This window comes from Fundicoccus sp. Sow4_D5, assembly GCF_052116365.1.
Lineage (GTDB): Bacteria > Bacillota > Bacilli > Lactobacillales > Aerococcaceae > Fundicoccus.
Genome location: NZ_JBQKLF010000009.1, coordinates 49,414 through 72,909, shown reverse-complemented (window position 1 = coordinate 72,909; position 23,496 = coordinate 49,414). Strand labels below are relative to the sequence as shown.

18 protein-coding genes and 2 pseudogenes are annotated in these 23,496 nt (G+C 41.1%); 15 read left to right on the top strand and 5 right to left on the bottom strand.

The features are described from left to right. Positions 1 to 5 precede the first annotated feature (5 nt). The 9 genes from ACTQ45_RS10510 (at position 6) to ACTQ45_RS10470 (ending at position 7,160) form a co-directional block, all read left to right on the top strand. Positions 6 to 140 (top strand): hypothetical protein, encoded by a 135-nt coding sequence (locus ACTQ45_RS10510; RefSeq protein WP_441763658.1) that lies wholly within the window; start codon positions 6 to 8, stop codon positions 138 to 140. Positions 141 to 271: 131 nt separating this feature from the next. Next, positions 272 to 406, top strand: coding sequence for a hypothetical protein (locus ACTQ45_RS10505; protein WP_441752610.1), 135 nt, complete (start codon positions 272 to 274; stop codon positions 404 to 406). A gap of 132 nt (positions 407 to 538) precedes the next feature. Next, positions 539 to 793: a hypothetical protein gene (locus ACTQ45_RS10500; protein ID WP_441752609.1), complete on the top strand. Its 255-nt coding sequence runs from the start codon at positions 539 to 541 to the stop codon at positions 791 to 793. Between the two features lie 275 nt (positions 794 to 1,068). Further along, positions 1,069 to 1,926: a hypothetical protein gene (locus tag ACTQ45_RS10495; RefSeq protein WP_441763657.1), complete on the top strand. Its 858-nt coding sequence runs from the start codon at positions 1,069 to 1,071 to the stop codon at positions 1,924 to 1,926. Between the two features lie 57 nt (positions 1,927 to 1,983). Beyond that, entirely contained in the window at positions 1,984 to 2,781 is a 798-nt protein-coding gene (locus tag ACTQ45_RS10490) for an alpha/beta hydrolase (RefSeq protein ID WP_441763693.1), read from the top strand. Positions 2,782 to 2,821: 40 nt separating this feature from the next. Continuing rightward, a complete protein-coding gene (locus ACTQ45_RS10485) occupies positions 2,822 to 3,013 on the top strand; it encodes a hypothetical protein (RefSeq protein ID WP_441752607.1) in 192 nt (63 codons plus the stop codon). A 282-nt stretch (positions 3,014 to 3,295) separates the two neighbouring features. Continuing rightward, positions 3,296 to 4,297, top strand: a complete 1,002-nt coding sequence (locus ACTQ45_RS10480; protein WP_441763656.1) for a nuclease-related domain-containing protein — start codon at positions 3,296 to 3,298, stop codon at positions 4,295 to 4,297. Between the two features lie 946 nt (positions 4,298 to 5,243). Next, positions 5,244 to 6,179, top strand: a complete 936-nt coding sequence (locus ACTQ45_RS10475; RefSeq protein WP_441763655.1) for an FAD:protein FMN transferase — start codon at positions 5,244 to 5,246, stop codon at positions 6,177 to 6,179. A 162-nt stretch (positions 6,180 to 6,341) separates the two neighbouring features. After that, positions 6,342 to 7,160, top strand: a complete 819-nt coding sequence (locus tag ACTQ45_RS10470) for a hypothetical protein (RefSeq protein WP_441763654.1) — start codon at positions 6,342 to 6,344, stop codon at positions 7,158 to 7,160. A gap of 110 nt (positions 7,161 to 7,270) precedes the next feature. Here the strand turns inward: ACTQ45_RS10470 and ACTQ45_RS10465 are convergent, their stop codons facing one another. The 4 genes from ACTQ45_RS10465 to ACTQ45_RS10450 form a co-directional block, all read right to left on the bottom strand. After that, positions 7,271 to 9,064, bottom strand: coding sequence for an ABC transporter ATP-binding protein (locus tag ACTQ45_RS10465; protein WP_441763653.1), 1,794 nt, complete (start codon positions 9,062 to 9,064; stop codon positions 7,271 to 7,273). Continuing rightward, complete coding sequence (locus ACTQ45_RS10460; protein ID WP_441763652.1) at positions 9,064 to 10,821, bottom strand: ABC transporter ATP-binding protein; 1,758 nt, start codon at positions 10,819 to 10,821, stop codon at positions 9,064 to 9,066. The genes ACTQ45_RS10465 and ACTQ45_RS10460 overlap by 1 nt, the downstream gene beginning before the upstream one ends. 84 nt (positions 10,822 to 10,905) lie before the next feature. Continuing rightward, positions 10,906 to 12,033, bottom strand: coding sequence for an ATP-binding protein (locus ACTQ45_RS10455; RefSeq protein WP_441763651.1), 1,128 nt, complete (start codon positions 12,031 to 12,033; stop codon positions 10,906 to 10,908). Next, entirely contained in the window at positions 12,030 to 12,707 is a 678-nt protein-coding gene (locus tag ACTQ45_RS10450; RefSeq protein ID WP_441752600.1) for a response regulator transcription factor, read from the bottom strand. The genes ACTQ45_RS10455 and ACTQ45_RS10450 overlap by 4 nt, the downstream gene beginning before the upstream one ends. 386 nt (positions 12,708 to 13,093) lie before the next feature. On the opposite strand from ACTQ45_RS10450, the gene ACTQ45_RS10445 reads away from it, so the two are divergent. The 3 genes from ACTQ45_RS10445 (at position 13,094) to rbsK (ending at position 19,836) form a co-directional block, all read left to right on the top strand. Further along, positions 13,094 to 17,227, top strand: coding sequence for a pullulanase (locus ACTQ45_RS10445; protein WP_441763692.1), 4,134 nt, complete (start codon positions 13,094 to 13,096; stop codon positions 17,225 to 17,227). A gap of 245 nt (positions 17,228 to 17,472) precedes the next feature. Continuing rightward, on the top strand, positions 17,473 to 18,795 hold the full coding sequence (locus ACTQ45_RS10440) for a hypothetical protein (protein ID WP_441763650.1): 1,323 nt from the start codon (positions 17,473 to 17,475) through the stop codon (positions 18,793 to 18,795). Between the two features lie 162 nt (positions 18,796 to 18,957). Next, positions 18,958 to 19,836: a ribokinase gene (gene rbsK, locus ACTQ45_RS10435; protein WP_441763649.1), complete on the top strand. Its 879-nt coding sequence runs from the start codon at positions 18,958 to 18,960 to the stop codon at positions 19,834 to 19,836. Between the two features lie 135 nt (positions 19,837 to 19,971). Here the strand turns inward: rbsK and ACTQ45_RS10430 are convergent, their stop codons facing one another. Then, positions 19,972 to 21,228, bottom strand: a complete 1,257-nt coding sequence (locus ACTQ45_RS10430; protein WP_441763648.1) for a dicarboxylate/amino acid:cation symporter — start codon at positions 21,226 to 21,228, stop codon at positions 19,972 to 19,974. 520 nt (positions 21,229 to 21,748) lie between these two features. Here ACTQ45_RS10430 and ACTQ45_RS10425 point away from each other — a divergent pair. From ACTQ45_RS10425 to ACTQ45_RS10415, 3 genes and pseudogenes are all read left to right on the top strand, one after another. Continuing rightward, positions 21,749 to 22,495, top strand: a pseudogene (locus ACTQ45_RS10425) (DUF2397 domain-containing protein). Positions 22,496 to 22,526: 31 nt separating this feature from the next. Beyond that, a pseudogene (locus tag ACTQ45_RS10420) lies at positions 22,527 to 23,255 on the top strand (DUF2397 family protein); the annotation flags it as partial. Beyond that, positions 23,252 to 23,494 carry a DUF2398 family protein gene (locus tag ACTQ45_RS10415; protein WP_441763647.1) on the top strand — a complete coding sequence of 81 codons (243 nt, stop codon included), beginning with the start codon at positions 23,252 to 23,254 and terminating at the stop codon, positions 23,492 to 23,494. The pseudogene ACTQ45_RS10420 and the gene ACTQ45_RS10415, both read left to right, overlap by 4 nt. Positions 23,495 to 23,496: the final 2 nt, after the last annotated feature.

Below are 23,496 nucleotides of genomic sequence, written 5' to 3'. Positions count from 1 at the left end.
TTGAGGTGGACGCTTCAGATAATATGTTCTTGGCAGAAGCTATCGAGTTTACAGAGATTACTAAGGAAGGTGACGTAGTGACGGTGACGATTGATGCTGAAAGCTATATGACTGAAAATCCTGAGATGTCGTCTTTATAACCTGAAGGGACGCAGTTTTCAATGGCTTACACGTTTGATCCAGCGACGACTAGTGTGACATCAACGTTGACGATCGATGTGGAGGAGTAAGCTTTGGCTGCAGAAAGTACAGAGGATGAGTAGGAATCAGCGTGGCATCAATGTTATCGGATACGAATGTCAATGTTGTGATGACTCCATCGGACGAGAAAGTGCCCAGTATGGATGAATTGACGACCATTACGGCTGAGGAATTCCGACAAATTTTAGCGGATATTGGGTTGTAGTATTACTAAGCTTTAGCTGCGTGAAGCCAAGCGAGCGTTAGAGCTACTTAGGCGCTTTTGGCGTTTTTTTTTTACGTGTTAGCTTGTATGAAGTATGGTAAACTACACAGTATATATAATGGAGGCGATTGTTTGAAGGGGAAAACATTAGATAATTGGGTGCGCTTCGGGATTATTGGCGTACTGGTTGTGAATTTGCTTGGCGTTATGACAGGTGTCATTGATAACGAAACCTTTAGTTTGATTGTACAATTGCTAGCAGGGCTTAGTTTATTGTGGACGGCGTGGCGAGAGTATCGAAAAGCAAACAGTTTTGAAGGTATGGTGATTTTATTCGCTGCCATCGGTATGATTTTGCTGGGGCAATTTGTGTTTGGTTTATTTTAAGAGGAAGCCATATGCCGACCATTTGATTATGGCGGTTTTTTAATGAATTTAAACTGTGAGGAGGTTGCTTGTGGCTAGTAGATGAACATATTCTAAGGGCGGAATGTGTGCTAAACTATACAAGAAGGATTGGCATTATGGACGGGCTGAAGGCAAAGGCTTTGTCTAATTATCCAAGTCAGCGCTTGGCGCTTCTTTGCGGTGAATAGCTAAGAGTGCTGTTAAGCATATTCTCTTAGTGTGATAGACTGATTTTATTGAAAGGGTGGTGTGCCGTGAAAAAATTAATGATGATATTAATACTGTGGAATGTCTGGACGATTAAGACTGTCCAAGCAGCTAGTGTAGTGGATTTAAGTACAGTTGAAAACGAGGCGACTTTCAAGGCGGTGCTTGCTGCATTTGCGGCGTTAGAAACGGTCGAGTCACAGGTAACCATCGAGAATGCAACTCAAGAATCGCTCGTGACGATGGTTTACGATCAAGCAGTTGCAGGCATGAAACATACGACTCAAATTCCTGAAGCTGAGCTAACGTCTGGCATGACGTTGGTGGTTTACTTATATGATAATGGAGTCGAGGTCTCTGATATGGTAAAGCTGTTAGAAAGCACAGTGGCTTGGACGTCGAAATACGACCCGAACTACGAAGCACGTGTTCAAGAAATTGCAGCGGCAGTGGATGGTCGTTTAGTGAAAGCTGAAGCAGATAATGAGGCGTTTACCGGCTTCCATTTACAAGGCTATCAGTTTTTCCTGAATCCTGATTGGCAGTTTTCTGACTTCACGGTTGAAGGCGACTTAGTTAAAGCAACGGTCGATTTGAGTGACTACTTGACGGCTAACGAGGAGCGATTAGTTACTTATTATCCACAAGGAACGCACTATTCTTTAGTGTTGGAAGTTGATCAAGCGGCCCAGACCTTAACCAGCAAGATGACGCTTGATATTGATGAAGACTTGCAACGGGAAGTGTATGGCAATCAAGTCTACGCGAACTTGCAAAGCGCCATGACCGATACGCTCATCAGCGCGACCCATCAAGCAACGAGCGAACGAGTGCCTGCTTTAGAGGATTTAGAAACTATTTCCTTTGAAGACTATGAAGAAATCACAGCTGTTTTGCAGCAATAGTGTCAGTTTGGAGGAATAAGTGTGAAATTTAAAGGTGCAGATTACTACTACTTAAAAATGGACACGCATCACGTGAACGTGCCCTATTATCAACAGAAGCGTCGGGTGCGCGTCTTGTTGCCGAAAGATTATGACAAGGAAACGAGCGCCAACTATCCGGTGGTCTATTTACATGATGGTCAGAATGTCTTCTATAGTAAGGAATCCTTTTCGGGATATTCCTGGAAAGTCATTCCAACGATTAAAAACCACCCAGAATTACAGAAAGTCATCGTGGTAGGGATTGATAATGCCGGCGAGCGCCGTTTGGATGAATATGGTCCTTGGCCAGTTGATAACAGCCAAACGCCTGAATTTATGGAAGCGGGTGGAGACGGCATGGCTTACGGCCAATGGGTCGTTGAGTCGCTCAAGCCTTTCATTGATAGCCATTACCGCACGCGTCCTGAAGCTCAGTCGACTTTATTGGCCGGCAGCTCAATGGGTGGTATTATCACGGCTTACATAGGCGCAGCCTATCCCGAGATTTTTGGCCATTTGGGCGTTTTTTCTTTGGCGTCTTGGTTTAGTGAACGTGAGTTTTTAGACTTTATTAACGCCAACCCCTTGAAAGCTGACACGCGTGTCTTTATCCAAGTGGGAACCAACGAGGGCAATGCCGGTGACGAGAGCTTTATGAAAAACAACCGCATCAACCAAGCTTACATCAACTCGACAGTCTGGTATTACCAAAGCCTCTTGCGTAGCGGTTTGCCGGTTGATCAAATCGACTTGCACATTGTTGCCCAAGCGACCCACCATGAGAAACATTGGGCCGACCATTTCCTAGACTTTTTGAAGTTTTCTAATTTATAATCTTCGGTCAAAATATGACGTTAAAGAAAGCGGGCTAACCATGACAGAAGAAGATTTTATTATGCGTCAAATCAAAACCGTCGGAAAATCCCTCGCAAGTCTCGTCGGCAAGAATGAAGCTAGCATCGATATTATTATCCAGGAAGAAAATAGCGATCCAACTAGAAACGACGATGCCTTCCCAATCGATTACGAATCCTTTGAAGAAATTAAAAAGAAGCCATCAGAATGAGCCTCATCTAACCAATCACTAAATAAAGCCCACCGAATTCGGTGGGCTTTTTATCATGCTCCCCAAAACTGAAGACCACAAGGAGTCCGCCACGAAATGACGGACGAATTTACAAAAGCTGCCTAATAATTTAAAAGGGGTGAGCGTCGATGCTTGAATTGTGAGATTAATGAACGAATTGAGTTTTCATTTTCATAAAACATAGTAAAAACTTAACCAATTAAAAAGCATATTTTGTCTGTAAATACGTACTTATATAAAAGGACTTTCAGGAGGAGCGAAATGAAGTTACGAAAACATCAGGACTTATTGTGGTTAGAAGAGATGGAAAAGCGCGGAGGTTTAACGTTAGAAGGGCAACGAGAATTGAAGCATAAGCAAGCTGGTTTGCTTGGGGAGCATGAATTTGGAGCGATTATGCGACAATATTTGCCGAAAAATTGGCAGTTACTCCAGGATATTCGATTAAAAACCCCAAGTGGTGAAATACAGATTGACGCGATTCTAGTGAACAATTTGGGGTTGACCGTTTTTGAGGTGAAAAATTATACCGCTGATTATCATTACAAAGAGGGGCGTTGGCAAGTGAATGGACGGTTGAAGTATCATGATGATTTTCTACAATTGGAACGGACAGTGGGCTTGTTAAGTCAGCTGTTAAAACAGAATGGTTTCAAACTACCGATTCAAAATTATGTCGTCTATATTAATGAAGAAGATACGGTTGAAATTGATGATGAGACGCTACCATATTTGAAACGTGCTAAGCTACGTCGCTTTATTAAGGAAGCGATAGAAAATTGTCAAATAGCGCCCCACCAAAGTTATGAACGCCTTAGTAATTGGTTGGTGAGTCAGCATCAAGCGGATGATCGTCGTCTGACATTGAAAGTAGAAGAATTCGCCAAAATAAAAAAAGGTATTTATTGTGTGAATTGTGCGTCATTTGATATTGAGTTTCAGCGCTACCATGCTAAGTGTTGCAGTTGTCACTATACAGAAAGTAGAGAAAAAGCAATTGTCCGAACAATTTGTGATTATGGGATTTTATTTCCTTATGAGGACTTAACGGCGATTGAGGTGGGAAGGCTCATAGGTCCGACTATTTGTTATTCTGCAATCTATCAGACGCTCGCCAAGTATTTCAAAAGATTGCCTCATTCTAGAAAGTATTCTAATGGACAGCTGCCTTTAAATGAATTATTTTCTGAAATTAGCTTTAGATACAATGATAAGCACTCACCCAATCAAGTGCCAAGAAAATCAGAACACTCTGAAGATTAATCTGTAGATAGAATTTGAGGGTGCTTGAAGGACAATAGGTGACGACAGAAGAAAACATCTCTCGTGGCTGCGACGACAGAAGCAAACTTCGCTCGTGGCTGTGACGACAGAAGCAAACTTCTCTCGTGGCTGCGACGACAGAAGCAAACTTCTCTCGTGGCTTCGACGACAGAAGCAAACTTCTCTCGTGGCTGCGACGACAGAAGCAAACTTCTCTCGTGGCTGCGACGACTGAAGAAAACTTCGCTCGTAGCTGTGACGACAGAAGCAAACTTCTCTCGTGGCTGTGACGACAGAAGCAAACTTCGCTCGTGGCTGCGACGACAGAAGAAAACTTCTCTCGTGGCTGTGACGACAGAAGCAAACTTCTCTCGTGGCTGCGACGACAGAAGCAAACTTCGTTCGTTGCGGTGACGACAGAAGCAAACTTCTCTCGTTGCTTCGACGACAGAAGAAAACTTCGCTCGTTGCGGTGACGACAGAAGCAAACTTCGCTCGTGGCTTCGACGACAGAAGCACACTTCGCTCGTGGCTTCGACGACATAAGCAAACTTCGTTCGTGGCTTCGACGACATAAGCAAACTTCGCTCGTGGCTGTGACGACAGAAGCAAACTCCGCTCGTGGCTGCGACGACAGAAGCAAACTTCTCTCGTGGCTGCGACGACATAAGAAAACTTACTTCAGTCAGTACACTAACTGAAAAACTTTCATCCACCAAGACCAATAGGAGTCCGTCACTGCGTTCCGCACGATTTTATCAAACTAGCCGCTAACTTTAATCGTCGTGAGCTTCGAGCGAACGACACTGCTGGCTTTTCTGGTTTTGAAGGAAGAGTGGCTGGTTCATCAAAGCATGTCCCGCCAAAGATATCCTAATAATATTAGCTCCTTTCTGAAAATTACGGTAAAATAGAAAGAACAACACACAGAAGGGGCGGGAGTCACATGCATGAAGTAAGTCATCAGGTCCGATTGATGGGCACCATTATCAGCTTAACTATTTACCATCCAGACGCACAAGCACTAGTAGCACAAGCGGAGGTTCGCTTACGAGATTACGAGAAGCGATTTAGTGCGCATAATCCTGAGTCAGATTTGATGAAGGTCAATCAACAGGCAGGAATTCAGCCAGTTAAAGTGGCGCCGGATATGTTTGATTTAATTCAAGTCGGCAAGGAAATGAGCTTGAAGTCTGATTGGGCGATGAACATTGCGATTGGCCCCTTGATGAAATTATGGCATATCGGTTTTAATGACGCACAAGTTCCGAGCCAAGCAGAAATTGAGGCAACGCTTAAATTAATTAATCCTGAACGGATTCAACTTGATCCAGCAACGCAATCTGTCTTTTTAGAAGAGCTGGGAATGGAATTGGATTTGGGAGCCGTTGCGAAGGGCTATTTTGCAGATCGATTGAAAGAATTCTTTGTAGAACATGGAGTCGAAGCGGGGATTATTAACCTAGGAGGAAACGTCTTGACCATCGGACGTTCACCTAAAAACCTTCACGGCATTTGGAATATTGGGGTGCAAAATCCCCATGCAATAAGGGGCGACTTACTGGGACTCGTTCAGGTGACGGACCAGTCGGTCGTGACTTCAGGGATTTATGAGCGCAAGTTGCTTGTCGATGGTAAAGAATATCATCATATCTTTGACTCGAAGACCGGCTTTCCAATCGACAATGAGATTGCCAGCGTAACGATTGTCTCGGATAAGTCGATTGATGGCGAGTTATGGACGACGGTGTTATTTGCCCACACACCGCATAAAGCCGTTGAACTAGTGGAAAACCTGCCGGGCATTGAAGCGCTGATTTTCACCCGCGATCTCAACCATTATTCCACTAGTGGGATTACGCCGATTTTCCATTATTTATAAGTTGCAATTTGTACAATCGCCAGCTAATGAAAACTAGTTGGTGATTATTATTATAAGTAAAAAAATAGGGCGCGATGTCTTTTATTTTGTAATGATTTCTTAGAGTGCTATAATTAAATTAACATTAAGCGATTTCAATTTAAGAAAAAGGAGCGAAACATTATGAATTACTGTCCCCACTGTGGAGCCAAAGTAGAGCATGATGGTAAGTACTGTCAAACTTGTGGCAAACCCTTAGCCGTTGAAGCAGAAGCAAAGCCTGCATTTATGCAATCATTTTCACAATTAAAACAATTAGTCCCTAATCGTGTGAACTTGAATCGAGTCATAAGATTCATGCATGCGAACTTTTTTCTCATTCACGCAGTCTACTTAGTCATCTTTATTATCACACTGATTTCATCTTGGTCAGGCCTTTGGGCACTGCTAATAGCTGCAATCGGAATTTATCTATATGGTGCATTACATGCTACTGATGAACTTGAAGGGAATAAACAGATTAAAGAAATGATTAGGGCTGTAGGTGAAAACCGTCCGATAGATACAAAAAAAGGCACGATGAACCCAGTCCAACCAACAGTTAATGAGGAAGTGGTTCCGGAAGCAGAAGTTTATACAGAAGCACCAACCACTGAACCAGATACCTTTGATCAACTAGACGTTGCAGCAAATGCTGTTGTCGATCCTGAAAATGCTCCAACGAGTGAACCTTTTGAGGAAGACTTCGGGACAGATGATGTTACAAGGACCGCCCCAAATGAACCTGAGAGATTAGATACTCTAGAAAGTGACGTTGAAGCGGATATAGAAGAGGCACTTGAAGAAGAACTTGATGAACTCACAGCGTTAAACGAACTGGAGCAAGTGGAAGAACAAGCGACTTTAGATGAGTTAGAACAAATGGAAGACGGTGACGTGATTGTTGCGCCAGAAGACGAAGCAGAAATCCTACTCGACAATCCAGAAGAAAAGAAACGATAATTAAAAAATTAGACACAATAAAACATCCTCCCATTCGCTATCACACACAGCTGGATGGGAGGATGTTTTTATATCAGTAGAAGCAACTAGCTAAAGGGTTGACTGTTTCTTTATGCAACTTCAAACTGACTATTATATAACTTGGCATAGAACTCACCATGGGTCATTAAGTAGTCATGATTGCCACTTTCGATGATATCGCCGTCTTTCATGACAAGAATCAAATCGGCATTCTTAATAGTGGATAGACGGTGAGCAATAATAAAGGATGTGCGACCGGTCATTAATTGGTCCATCGCTTGTTGAATGTGTAGCTCAGTCCTCGTATCAACAGAACTAGTAGCCTCATCCAAAATCAGCATTGGCTTATCAGCAATCATCGCACGAGCAATTGTAATCTGTTGTTTTTGTCCCTCTGATAAACTGACTTGATCGTTTAAGACGGTGTCATATCCAAGAGGCAAAGTTGAAATGAAGTGATGTAAACCAACCGCTCGACTCGCTTCAATAACTTTATCGTCACTGACATTCTGGATAGAGTAGACAAGGTTTTGTCTAACGGTCCCATTGAAAATCCAAGTGTCTTGTAAAACCATACTGAACTGATCACGTACCGTTTCGCGCGTGAGGTCAGCTGTTGGGATATCATCAATCTTAATCGAACCACCACTGACTTCATAAAAACGCATCAGTAAATTGATAACGGTCGTTTTACCAGCACCCGTAGGACCGACAATCGCAATCTTTTGGCCTGCTTTTGCTTCAGCAGAAAAGTCATGAATGATGCTTTTGTCTGAATTAGGGTAAGCAAAGCTAACGTGTTCAAAGCTGACGTTTCCTTGACTATTCCCCAATGCCAACACCTTTTGACTTTCATCATCCATCTCAGTGGCATCCAACATTTCAAACACACGTTCAGCAGCTGCTGCTGTGGATTGTAAAGATTGGCTGGCTTGAGCTAATTGGCTCAAAGGTTGAGTAAAGAAGCGAACATATAGAATAAAAGCCACAATCACCCCAAAGCTAATATCGCCTTTGAAAACTAACATTGCTCCGACAATACACACGGCGACATAACCTAAGTTACCAACGAAGCCCATAATCGGCATCATCAAACCAGATAAACTTTGAGCTTTAAAACCGCTATCTTGAAGCGAATAATTAATAATATTAAAACGATTCAGTGCATCGTCTGCGCCATTATACACTTTGACTGTTTGATGGTTACTGTAAATTTCTTCAATATGACCGTTAATTTCACCTAAATCTTTTTGCTGACGTTTGAAGAATTTCTGCGAACGCATCATAATCAACATCATTAAAGCAAAACCGATTAACGTTGAAAGAACAGCGGTAATCGCCAATGTGATATTGGTTATTGACATCATGACTAAGGAACCCACCAACATCGTAATCGCCGTAACTAAAGTTGAAATACTTTGGTTCAAGGATTGAGAAATTGTATCAATATCATTGGTTACGCGTGAGAGAATATCTCCCGTCGTCTGTTTGTCAAAATAGGCAATCGGTAAGTCATTGATTTTTTTAGACAAATCAGTGCGTAAATTTTTAGAAATGCGTTGAGTGACTGTCGCCATAATAAAGCCTTGGCTTAAAGAAAGAACAGCTGAAAGACCGTATAAAATGATTAAAGTCCAACCAATGGCTTGAATCGCTGCCATGTCAATTTCTGTCATTAAACCTTTAGTAATAATATCAGTCAGTTCAGATAATTTATCAGGACCCACTAAAGTTAAAATCGAACCGATCGCAGAAGCACTCAAAGCGAGAATCATAATCCACCAATAGTTTTCAAAGTAGTTTAATAATTTTCCCCAAGTTTCTTTAAAATTAGTCGGTTTAGCAGTTATTTTGCCACTTGCAAGGCCAGGTCTATGTTGCATTAAACTAACTCCTCCTTCGTTAGCTGAGAGTAAGCTATTTCTTGGTAAACTGCACAGCTTTCCATTAATTCTTCGTGGCGACCGTTTCCGACAATGCGTCCTTTATCTAAGACAATAATACGATCAGCATCTTTAATCGTCCCAATTCTTTGGGCAACAATTAATTTGGTTTTATCGGCACGTTCTTCACGTAAAGCTTGTCGTAATTGGCGATCCGTACGGTAGTCTAAAGCCGAGAATGAATCATCAAAAATCAGGACATCTGCTTGTCGGGAAATCGCACGAGCAATGGATAAGCGTTGTTTTTGTCCACCAGAAAGATTGGTTCCTCCAGCTGTCACTTCAGAATCGTAACCACCCTCTAAGCTTTCGACGAATTCACTCGCTTGAGCAATGTCAAGGGCTTCTAGGATATCTGAGTCTAAAATTTTAGCCTGTTGATTCTGACCGTAAAGGACATTGGATTTAATCGTCCCTTCGAAAAGACTCGCTTTTTGCGCAGCATAACCGATGTGGTTGTGTAAGTTTTCTTGGCTGTAGTCTTTGACATTAATCCCATTTAACAAGACTTCGCCTTCAGTCACATCATAAAAACGTGGAATCAAATTGACTAGTGTTGTTTTACCGGAACCGGTCGCGCCTATGAAAGCGACGGTTTCTCCCGTGTTAGCAACGAAATTGATATCTTGTAGGACATCATTTTGTGCGTCTGGGTATTTAAAACTAACACCTTTAAATTCAATTGAACCAGATGAATCTAAAACAGATGCGTCGATGTCACCATCTGTAATACTAGGACGGGTCTCTAATACCTCTAGCACTCTTTTAGCCGAAACGGACGCACGCGGCACGATTAAGAAAATCATGATTAACATCATAAAGGCCATTACAATTTGCACCGCATAAGATGAAAAGACAATCATATCGGAAAACAGTGGTAAACGATCGAATAAACCAGCCTCATTAATCAAAATAGCTCCCACCCAATAAATAGCAAGGGAAAGCCCGTTCATAACTAATTGGATAAAAGGCATCATAAAGGCCATCGTACGCGTCGTGAACAACTGTGTATTGGTTAAGTCATTATTAACAACCTCAAATTTATTTTCTTGGAAAGCTTCCGCATTATATGCTCTAACAACTCTTAAGCCGGTTAAGTTCTCGCGAGTGACGTGCGTTAAACGGTCTGTCAATTTTTGGAGTAACTTAAATTTAGGCATTGCCAGCATCAAGATACCCAATACAACAATCAGCAGAACAACCACCGCAACCGCCGTCACTAATGACCATTGCCAACTTTTGCCTGTAATTTTGGTAATCGCCATAAAGGCTAATATAGGCGCTTTAACGATGGCTTGTAGCCCCATGATAATTAATAGTTGAATTTGGGTGATATCATTTGTAGAACGTGTAATTAAACTTGAAGTAGAAAATAGACTAATTTCTTCCAGTGAAAAATCTAAGACTTTAGCAAATAGCTTGTATCTTAAGTTGGCACCGAAATTAGTAGAGATTCTAGCAGCAGTTATCGCAACAAGCACTGCTGTAATTAAACTTCCAAAGGCACACAGTAACATCATGCCTCCTGCTTGGTAAATATCCGATAAGTGACTGCCTTCGGTTTGTACCAAAAGGGTGATTTCACTCATATAGTCTGGCAGTTTTAAATCTAGCCATACTTGAAAAATAATAAGTACCACACTAATTAAAGCCAGTAGCGTTTCTTTTTTTGTGAAATTTTTAAATAGTTTTAACATCATCTGCTCCTTTCTATCAATCGATGCCATAATACCTTTCAAAGATTAACTGAAACTAAACTTTTGAAAATATGGATGTAAGGACTAATCGTTTGAGGTAATTTTGATTTGACTTTCTACCTGCTTAGGTAAAACAACTGAAAATAAGGTCCATTCTGGGCGACTTTCAACTATAATCTGACCATTATGTAGGTTCACAACGCTTTTAGCAATCGATAAACCAATACCAGAGCCTGAACCAGAATGAGATGAATCGGCTTGCCAATACTTGTTAAATAACTTACGTAAGTTTTCTTCCTCAATCACTGGGCCTGTATTGTAAATATTAACGTGATAAAACTCATCAATAGCTTCTAGGGTGATACGGATGGATTTATTTTCTGGAGAGAACTTAATGGCATTGTCTAATAAATTAATCCAAACTTGCTTCAATAACTCTTCATTGGCATCAATCGTATACTCATCGAATTCTGGAAGAATCCTTAGCTGTTTTTGCGCCCATTTTTGTTCGAGTAATAGAATTGAATTACGTAATTGTTCGGATAAGTTGAAAGACGTCACCTCTGTCAGAATAATCTGATTCTCAATTTTGGTTAAATTAAGGGCATTGGTCGATAAATCAGCTAGTCGTGTCATTTCATCGACAATAATGGCTAAATATTCAGCCCGTTTCTCTTCAGGTAAATGATTTTTTTGCAGTAACTTCGCAAAACCGCGAATGGACATAATCGGCGTCTTGAATTCATGTGAGAAATTGTTGATGAAGTCGGAACGTAACATTTCTGTTTGACCAAGCTCTTCGGCCATTCGGTTAAAACTACTTTCTAAACGCTGTGCCAGTTGATTATTCCCCAAAGTGATTCGTGCATCAAAGTTGCCATGAGCAAGTTGATCCATCCCTTCAATTAGAATATGAACGGGTTTCAAAGGGATTGAACTAAAGAGGGTAGTAACCAAAGTGCCAATCACAATACTGACAATCGCAAAAATTATAATCGGCATATAATGAAAATTAGCCAAAGATGTTTCAGCTAAAATTTGCGTTTGAACCAGCAGCAGCATAATTAAACCCACTAAGAACATTGTAATCACTAGAATGATAAAGACAATAAAAGTAAATAAGATCGTTAAAATGGTGCGAGGCAGCAATGTATGTTTGAAAAAGATATGACGCTTTTCTTTGATTTGATGAGGGTGTTGGTGCCTCGTCATAGTAACTTCACCGCCCGGTAGCCCAAACCTCGCACTGCTTCCAATTTGAATTCAGGCCAGTCCGAGAAACGTTTTCTTAGTTTTGCAATATGTACCGTTACTGTTTCCCAACCAGTATCACTATCGACGCCCCAGATTTCATCCATTAGCTGAATACGGGTAAAAATTGTCCCCGGATAGGAGAGCAGTTTATATAACAATTGAAATTCTTTTTGGGGTAAGGTTTGACTTTCTTCATTTGAACGACTGACAGTATAACTATCAAAGTCCAAGGTGACCTCACCGATGATGATGCGACGTTCAGAAGTAATCTTGGCCCGTCTTAATAAAGCAGTAATACGTAATAAAAGTTCCTCTTCATCGAAAGGTTTCGTCATAAAATCATCGATACCAGCAATAAAGCCAAGTTTTCGGTCTTGAGGCAATTGCTTGGCAGATACCATTAGGATAGGCAGATCATTGTCCATTGTTCGCAAAGCTTTTGTGAATTCATAGCCATCCATGTGGGGCATCATAACATCTAAAACGACTAAATCGATATGTTCATTTTCCATTAAAGCTAAAGCTAATTCGCCATTCTCAGCTGTAAATACAGAGTAATGTTCCGCTTCTAAGATAGCTTTGATTAGTTCACGTGTATTTTTATCATCTTCTACAACTAATAATCTAAACATTCGTCTCACCTCACTCACTAGTATAATAGATTTAGATTAACTTAAGGTAAACAAAATAGGCCGATTAAGCGTATGGTTGAATTAAATTTTCTAGTGGGATCGTTTCGTGGCCAAAACCGCCACGATCTCTAGGGAAATTTAATCGTGTCCTAATAATAAAAAGTAAACCCGCATCAATCATTGATCGACTCCCTTTTCAAGTAGACAGTGAAAAAAACAGTTAGAAAGCTTTAAATCAAACAGATTAAGTACTATATATGGCGTCAATTTTTTTATGATATTATTTGTTAGCGGTAACAGAATGGCTCAGAAGTCCCCCTTTCGTGAAAGGGTTTGCTATAATTATTTTCAAAGATAACGTTTTCATATTTTGGGAGGGGTTTTAGATTATTAATGAAAAGCAAGGACTTCGAGCTGAGCAACCAGTCGATAAACAGGTAAGGTATGGCATTAGAAAAATGAAAGTAGGGGTCGTGTCAGTTGCAGTAGCGACCGGTTTGATTTTTTCAAGTAACTTTTTGTTGACCCAAGTGCATGCAGAAACTTTGTCTGATGCCACGCTTTCGACTCCAGTCGAACCAATAAGTGAAACACAACCAGAGCTGAATGAAGAAGCGACCGATACTATTGATCCGATCACCATGCTAGAAGTTGAATTTGAAACAGATCAATCAAACTTAGCCGTTGAAACCGTTCAGTCTGAAGAGGAAAGGGAAGTATTAACTGAACTTGCACCAACGCCGTCAGACTCAGTTGAGTCCCTAATGACAGTGGCTACTGACGATTCGACCGAACTGATTGAAACGCAAGTCGAAACAGATATTATTGCAGAAGCAACTACTGAAGCAACAGAAGTAACTACTGAACCAACAGAAGCAACTGCAGAAACTGCAGAAACAACTTCAGAAACAACAGAGGTCCCAGAGGCAACTGAACCAACAGAAACGCCAACAATGTTCACAATGGCTAGAAATCGTGTCTTTGCTGCTACAGAAACCGACGAAGTGAAACCGCCAGAAACCGATGCCGCTTCTGAAACTGAAACTTCAGAAACAACAGAAGTTTCAACTACAGCAGCTACTGATACTGAAGCTGTCGCACCGATCGAAGAGGGCTATTTTCGCTTGAATTTCGAAGGTCTAACAACAGAACAATTAGACACTTACGGCTTATGGTATTGGGGTGACGTGTCGACACCATCTGACACGGTAGGTGGCTGGCCTGATGGCGCGACGTCATTCAGTACCGCAACTGCGACTGCCTTTGGTCACTATCTAGACGTTGAGTTAAAAGAAAATGCTCAGACAATAAACTTCTTGATTAATACGCGCACGGGTGATAATGTAACACCTGATCTATCAATTGATTTAATGTCACCGAACATGAATCAAGCATATATTACAGAAGACTATGCAATTAAATTATATGAGCAATTAGAAGATGAAGGACTACTTAGAATCAATTATTACCGCGAAGATGGCAATTATGACGGATGGGGCTTGTGGGCTTGGGGCGATGTAGCCGAACCAACAACCGAATGGCCGACCGGTGCTCATGAGTTTATCAACGAAGGTGCTTTTGGCCGTTACGTTGATTTGTCACTGGCTGAAGCTGCTAGCAACATCAATTTCTTAATCGTCAACCGCGACACAGGAGAGCAATCAAACGACATGACATTTAACGACCGCGAGACACACAGCCAAGTGTTTATTAAAGACTTAGACAAAACTGTCTATACGAATCCATATTATGCCCGAGTGGACCGCTTAGAAACAGCGGAAATCATCTCGGATTCACAAATCGAACTGAATTATAGTTCGGTTGAGTCTCTGAGCGAAGCAGCGATTTTAGAAGAAGTGACAATCGTTGATGCTGCCGGCAACCAAGTTGAAGTGACGGGAGTAGTGATTGATGCTGAAACAGGTAAAATCCAATTAACCGGAGCTTTCGATTACCTAGAAGCTCCTTATACTGTCCAACACGGCGATCAAAGCTTAGCTTTACAACTCGGCTGGCGCATCAAGGACGAATTGTACGCTTATGACGGCGAACTCGGCATGGCCTTAAACGAAGATGGAACAGCCGAAATGGCCTTCTGGTCACCAAGTGCAGACCAAGTCAATATCGTCCTATACGACAAAACTGATCAAAATAGAACGGTCAACAGCCTGGCGATGACGAAAGAAGATCGTGGCGTTTGGCGTCTTGAGTTAAATGAAGAAACAACAGATTTAACTGATCTAACTGGTTACTACTACCATTTAGAAATCGTGCGTGGCGACGAAACAGTCTTAGCGCTAGATCCTTATGCCAAATCCTTAGCCGCTTGGGACAATCTAACAGCAGAACATAATATTGCTAAAGCAGCCATTATCAACCCATCAACCATTGGTCCAGAGTTAGACTATGCAGATATTCCGGGTTATGAAAAACGTGAAGATGCGATTATTTATGAGGTCCACGTGCGAGACTTTACGTCAGATCCTTCGATTGAAGAAGAATTAACGGCTCAATTTGGAACGTTCGCCGCTTTTGTTGATAAACTCGACTATATTGAATCATTAGGCGTGACCCATATTCAGCTACTACCTGTAATGAGTTATTATTTTGCCAATGATTTTGCTAACGGTGAGCGTAGTTTAGATTATGCCTCAACGGATCAAAACTATAACTGGGGTTATGACCCGCAAAGTTACTTCTCGTTAACCGGGATGTATTCAGAAAATCCTGAAGACCCAGCCAAACGAATTGAAGAATTTAAATCATTAATTAACGAAATTCATAAACGCGATATGGGTGTGATTCTTGACGTTGTCTACAATCATACGGCACAAACACACTTATTCGAAGATTTAGAGCCTAACTATTACCACTTTATGGATGCAGATGGTACACCGCGCGAAAGTTTTGGTGGAGGACGTTTAGGTACGACTCACCATATGGCACGCCGTGTTATGGTCGATTCAATTAAATATTGGGTGGACGAATTTAAAGTCGATGGTTTCCGTTTCGATATGATGGGTGACCATGATGCGGAAGCAATCCAAGAAGCTTTTGATTCAGCCGCAGCTTTGAATCCAAACATGTTGATGATCGGTGAAGGTTGGATTACCTTTGAAGGGGACGAAACCGATCAAGACGTTCAAGCTGCTGACCAACTATGGATGATCGATACAGACTCAGTTGGCGTCTTCTCTGATGAAGTCCGTAATGAACTGAAATCAGGTTTCGGTAGCGAAGGAGAGCCGCGCTTTTTAACAGGTGGCGCAAGGAATATTCAATTAATATTCCAGAATATAATGGGGAATCCATCGAACTTTACGGCTGATGCCCCGGGGGATGTGGTTCAGTATATTGCTGCACATGACAACTTAACCTTACATGACGTCATTGCTCAGTCAATCAAGAAAGATCCTAAAGACCACAGCGGTGAAATTCACCAAAGAATCCGAATCGGAAACTTGATGGTTTTAACGTCACAAGGCACGCCGTTCATTCACTCAGGTCAAGAATACGGTCGCACCAAGCAATACAGACACGAGGACTATATCACGACTGTTGCGGATGGCTCAGAACCATATAAATCGACCTACATGACCGATGCGGATGGCAAGCCCTTTGAGTATCCATATTTCGTTCATGATTCATACGACTCGTCGGATGCAGTCAATATGTTTAACTGGGAACAAGCAACGAACTCAGAACTGTACCCAATTCAAGGGATTACGCAAAGTTACACGACTGGCTTAATCCAATTGCGTCGCTACACCGATGCTTTCCGCCAAGGAACTGCTGAAGATGTGGCAGCAAATGTTAGCCTGATTACGTCACCAGAAATTGGTGAAGAGGACTTAGTGATTGGTTACCAAGCGATTGATTCAAACGGCGATATTTACGTAGTCTTTATCAACGCGGATGAAAATCTACGCAGCCTGACCTTAACCGATGAGTTTGCTTATATTGCAAAGGGTGAAATTATTGTCGACGGTTTAGTGGCCGGCACTGAGGCGATTGCTAACCCAACTGGCGTGATGTTAGCCGATGGATCACTAACGCTTGATCCGCTAACCGCAACAATTATTCGTTTAAAAGCCTCAGAGACAGAGACAGTGACTGAAGACATTGCCTTCGAAACGATTGAAAGTGATTCAGATGCCGTCGCAACTGGTGAACGCCAAGTGCTACAAGCCGGCGTCAATGGTGAAAGAACGATTACTTACTTGGTTCGCTATGAAAAAGGTGTCGAAGTGAGTCGTGAAATCGTCTCATCAGAGGTTACTCGCGAAGCGATTAACCAACTGGTAGAAGTTGGCGTAGCCGTGGCTGAAGCTGAAACAGAACCAAATCCAATGCCTCAAGTCCCTGTGGAAGCCAGTGACTTAACGCTGGCTAAAGCTCAAGTTTTACCGAATACCGGAGAAAATTCAAATGCGACACTTCTAGGAGCAGTGGCAATCGTTGCTTTAAGCGGGGGAGCACTCGTTGGAATGGGCCGCAAACGCGAAACAGACAAGAACTAATCCTCATACCAAAATAAACCACACTTCCGACAGCCATTCTTGGGACTTCTCACGAGGATGGCTGTTTTTGTCGTGTGGCAATGCGAACGTACTACTAGAATTAGGGGTGAAATAGTATTCAATGATTTTAATTAATAAGGTATAATAGAATGGAGTATCATCTGAAAATTATAATAGTAGAATGTATTTTTTTAGTCTATCTAACTGTTAATATTGTAAATTGGATAATGAATGGAGAATGTATAATGAAAGAAATTGGAATTCTAATTGTAATAGTGTTATTTCTTCTAGTTGTTTATTTCGTTAGGTCTGCGCGAATAAAAATTAAACATCATACTACGAATTTAGAACCATATTCTCATCATAAAGGGGGCAGTCAGAACGTATCACCATCTACCGATTTAGTACCTACAGAGTTAAAAGAAATTACAGAAATCATTCTTGGAAATACTCTTGGAGAGGAACTTACTTTTACTAGAGGTAATGTAGATAGTAAAAAGGAATATTATGAAGTTATCCCATCTAAAGTGAATGCTGTTGCTGGACCAATTGTACAAGCGGCATTACCAGTAGCAGCAAGAATTAATACTTTAACTGAACTTTCTAAAAGGGCTCCACATGGACTGTTCGCTGCAACAGCTGATGTTTCAACCTTATCTAAATTCAAAGACGGAACCTTTACTACAATGGTTAGAGATACTAAGAATAAAATGACCGGACATGCAGGGTTTAAATCAATAGGAGAATTAAGAAAGGTTAGCCCGATAGAGTTAATGAATATTGGAATGCAAGCAGCAGCAATAGTTTCAAGTCAATACTACTTAGAAGAAATAAACAGTCAACTGACTTCAATAGATCATAAAATGAATCAATTGATTGAGTTGCATCATGACAAGGAGCTAGGAATACTATTAAATGCGAAAAGGCGATTAGAAGAGATTGTTCGTAGAAAGTTGTATGATGAGCGAGATATAGAAGAGAATCGGATTCTTAGGAATGATGTAAACAAAGTGTTTGAGCATTATAAATTAACTCTTGAAAGAGAACAGGCTAAGGTTATTAATCAAAAATTAGATAGTTGGTTTGTTGATAAAAGAGTCAAAAGCTTTGAAAGTAGTATTGAACCTTTGAGGTTTCTGTTAGAAGTGTGCTATGAAGCTAATCATCTTAGTTTACAAGCAGAGCTGGTTGAGATTCTAATAAGAACAAAAATGAATATTCAGGATCCAATGGTGCCGGTATTATCCGAACAATTAAAAGCAAATATGGATAATGGATTTAGTCAAAATTTAAATGAGAAATCAGATGTTTTATTTGCTCCAATATATGAGAAGGCTGAGAAAGTGATCGGTGACGGCAAAGACTTCAAAATTTTTGATAAGGGGCAACAAAAATTACTTCAACAAATTATGGATAGATCAAAAAAACTTATATCGGATATCGCTCATTCAGAAAACAACAAAATTTTGCAGCAAGTTCTAGAAAATCAGAAGCAAAAACAAGAAGTGTTAATTATGATAGATAATAAGAATGAGATAGAAAAAATGTTTATTCCGGTTAATAATTAATAAAATTATGTAACAACAAAATTGTGTATTCAGAAGAGTTAATGTTGAAAAGTTCATTATTTCTGTCAAGTGATGACGATTCACTTAGCTTCAGCTATAATAGTCAGATAGATGCTTTAGCATGCTGAAGTGATTGAAGATTACTATTTGGGGGACGTTTGTGTGAAGAAAATCGCTGTTTTTGGAAGCATAAATATTGATTATTTTGTTGAGAGTCAACATCTACCGAACTTTGGTGAAACGGTCTACGGAGAGAATTTCTTCATGTCCTTTGGAGGCAAAGGTGCTAACCAAGCGGTCGCTGCCGCGAGATTAGGAGGTAAAGTTTCTTTATTTGGATCGATTGGTAACGATGAGCAGAAGGACCTACTGCTGAGCCACTTTGAAATAGAACACGTCAACATTGAACACTTAAATATCGTAGACGGCTTGTCGACAGGAGCGGCTTTTATTCAACTGCATGACGGTGATAATCGAATTATCATTGTGCCCGGAGCGAATCAGCAAACAAACCAAGCCTATATGGAGGCTAGTCTGACTGCTTTATTAACACATGATATCTTTGTTTTTCAATTGGAAGTTCCGCTCGATGCGGTCACAGAATTGATTGACATTCTCCACCAACACGGAAAAACGATTATTTTAGATCCGGCGCCGATGCGGGTATTACCGCTTAATTTAATCGACAAAATCACGTACTTAACGCCGAACGAGCATGAAGTAGCAGCGATAATAGGAGAGTCAGTTCAATTAGAAGATAAGTTGGCCGAGTATTCGAATCAGATGCTTGTGACTCTTGGTGAGGCTGGCGTCAAATACCATGACGGCAAGCAAATCGTCACAATACCTTCAAGAAAAGTCAAAGCGGTCGATACGACAGGCGCAGGCGATACGTTCACTGGTGCCTTCGCGGTTGCCTTGGCAGATGGGAAGTCGCTCAAAGAATGTATTGAATTCGGAACGCTTGCTGGCAGTTTGTCGGTCACTAAAAAAGGCGCTCAAGCGGGGATGCCCTTAAGAACAGACATGCAAACCTTCTAAAAAATTGCTGCCAGAATATTAATCATAAACAGTCAGTCAAAATACTATAGCAATCTAAACCTAAGCATTGCGCAAAAAAAGCCCTTTAAATTTTACGCTTCACTAATCAGCCAGGGCTTCTTTTTTTTTTTTTACTTACTCTGCTTCAGCACTCACCGTTTTTCTGCCATTATAAACTTCGCGGTCTAAAGCACCGACACTGTTTGCGACTAACATTGAGACGATCACATCGTTATTCACATTCAGAAACGTTCGGAACATCCCAGCAAACCAGTCAACTCCAATAATTAAAGCAATTGATTCAACCGGCAGCCCCAGTGAAGTGGCCAAGAAAGTCGCGACGACAGCTGAACCACCAGGTACCGTAATCGTACCGAGTGTTAACATGACAGCTAAGAAGACACCGACTAATAGGCGCACCAATGGCAACTCAACACCAGAAGCTTGTTGCATGAAGAGAATCATGATCACATAAGACATGGCCGCACCGGCGCTCCCCATCGTCATCCCAACACTCATTGTAAAGTTCGCAACATCACGGCGCACGCCGAATTTTTCAATCGAATCCTTCAAGGCGGTCGGGAAAGTAATGGCTGAACTCGTTGTTGTTAAGGCAATCATCGACATATCAAGAAACTTCTGAGGCATTAAGGCTGGATTCACCTTACATAAAGCCGACGTTAACAACACCATGAAGACCATCACAATCACGACACCAATCAAGAGAATGCCTAAGTATTTGACCATTGGCCCAACTACAGCTAAACCAATCGTCCCTGTTACATTAGCTAACAAAGCAAAAATACCCAGCGGTGCCACTTTCATAACTGTTTGAATCACATTTAAGGTAATATTATTCGCTTGTTTAATCACATCTAAGATCAGTGTATCACCAGATTTCTTAATCCACTGATTCAAACCAATCCCGAACAGGACAGAAAAGACAATGATCGGAATCATATCGCCACTCGCCATGGCACTAAAAATGTTCGTCGACACGAAGTTGGTCAAGGTTTCTTGAACGCCAATCGAAGCCGTTTCGCCCGCCACATAAGCTTCTGTCACCTGCATCCCATCCCCAGGACGCACAATCGTTGCCAGTAAGAAACCGAGGCCAGACGCTAGTAGGGTACAGAATAGAATCCATGCGAAAGTTAATGACCCTACTTTAAGCCCCAATTTACTCTCTTTACTATTGCGTGCCATTTCACCAATCGCTGAAATAACCGACGTCATTACCAATAAGACCACCGACATCTGAATCAAACGAATGAAGATGTCCCCAATAAACTTCAAATTGCCAGCCCAAGCCCCAACGACTGTACCAAACAGAATACCCGCAACCACCGCAATTATAATCTGTACAGTTAATGATAATTTCATTTTGCTCATTTTAATACCTCCATTGTTTTAGCGTAACGTACGAAAATTAAAGCCTCCTTTCAATCAGTAAACTAAGAGTGGAGCAAGACCATAAGATAATTATTCACAATAAAACAGTGTTCCAATCGCATAATGGCACGAAAGAAAGTGCTTTAATTATTTATTAACATTAAAGGAATATTAATCTACAGTCAAACGAGAGCTCTGAACTTTCAGTGCGAATAAAATATTTGTCAAAAGTGATCAATTTAAATATATTTTGTATCGATTGGTTATCTTTGGGCAATTGGTTAGAGATCTTATGGTTGAGCCTCAGTTAGAGAAGGGGCAACATCTAGTCAGCCAAGCAGAAATGTTACTGCTCGCGCAACGGAAGGCTGTTATGCCCATTTAGAAACTCACAGGAGTCGAAATAAAGCGGGTAAGCGTTTTATTCTGTACTCTGTCAGTCTCGTAAATTCATTTTAACTTGAAGTGTTATGTAGTAGAATATCAGTATCATGCATAATAAGAAGGGGTTTGTTGTAGAATGAAATTTTCAGATAAATTAATGAAGCAGATTCCTGAGACTAGTTATTTAACGGCGGAAAATGCGTATCGCTATCGAGTGATTATCCGAAGTATGTTTCATCGCTATGAAAGAATTCAGTATTGGTTGTATACGAATGAGATTATGCAAGAGTTGAAAGAAGATGTACGATTCGCGGACTACACACTTGAGGAGTGTAAGCGAGATTTACAGGTGCTTGAAACTTGGGGGAATGTTATCGCGATGCAAGATACCACTCACGTTAAGACGCTAGATGAGTATAAGAATCGTAATTTTCGCTACCAACTGACTGAATATACAGTAGAAATTGAACGAATGACGATTAGACTTGAAAACCTTTCTTTAGATGGTGCGTCACTTGAGCCGAGTTTATTGGAAAAAATCAAACAAAGTTTTGTCGAGTTACCAGAATTACTTACTAAGAAAAATCGCGATAATGAAGAATTAACGTCGTGGTGGAATACATTAAATGATCAATTTATCCGTTTGAATCAAAATTATCAAAATTATATTCTGACCTTGAACTAATCCTCATCAGAAGAGTTGATGAAGACGACAGATTTTCTAATTTATAAAGATGCAATTATTGATTATTTGAGAAAGCTTGTTCGAAGCCTACAAGTTAACTCGGCTGCAATCGAGCGACAGATGACGACGACTCAGGATAGTCAACGGCAAGAATTATTTGAACGAATTGTTTCTTACGAATTATGGATCATGAAGTAACGCACGAAGCCTTGATGGAACGGCTTTAGGACGTTGGGAAAGTATGTCCAACTGGTTTGTCACAAGGTCAGGTAAAGTCAGTGAAGCCAATCGGATTTTTGATATTACCAATGAAACGGTTCGAACGATTACGCGTTATGCTTCACAAATCAGTGAAATATATGGCGCCGGTTATAATCGTAAAGAAAGTTACTCAAACTTAGTCCGTTTATTCGGAGAGGCTGAATCACTTGAAGACTGCCATACGATTGCAGCAATGGCCTTCGGTATAAAAACTCCCGTTCATTTAAAGAGGGATTATGAGCAGCAAACAGAAAGTGTTAGTCAGAGTGTTTACCAAGAGGCACCGTTGACGGTCCGATTGAAAGCTCGAGTGAGAAGGAAAGCAGCTGTCAGTAAAGAGGCGCCGATCCGTCAATACACAGAAGAGAAACAGCGAGTGCTCAGAGAAAGTTTGCAGCAACAGGCTGACGATCAGGCCTTGATCAGCCAATATATCCACGTTCAAACGATCGACTTTGAAACATTGGGCACCATTGTCTCAAAAGTCCGCAATATTCTCCTGCGTTGGTTATCAAAGGGCTTGGAAAATCAGGGGAAAGTTGTTCGAACGGAAGATAGGCGCAAATATAAGGTGCTCCTAAAGGACGATCAACGGATGATTACTTTAAAAGCCGAAGATGGCTGGCTTGAGATGCCAGCTTTTCAACTCATCTTTCAAAATAAGACAGCCCTTAAATGTGGAGGTGGGCAAGGATGACAGTCTTAGAAGAATTATTTAATCGCCGTTGGATTGTCAGAGAATACGACAAAGAATTGTATTACCGTGTCTGTGACCAACTTCCGACCTATCAGAAGTTTCTCAACGAAAAGCTCGACTATCCGGTGATTGTCACACCTAAATTGACTAAATTGGAGAAAATACCTGGTCAAGCGGAGCCTTGGATGGGGGGATTAAAGCCTTTTCATCGGCTCTCGAGTGTAAATTTTTTTGTTTAATT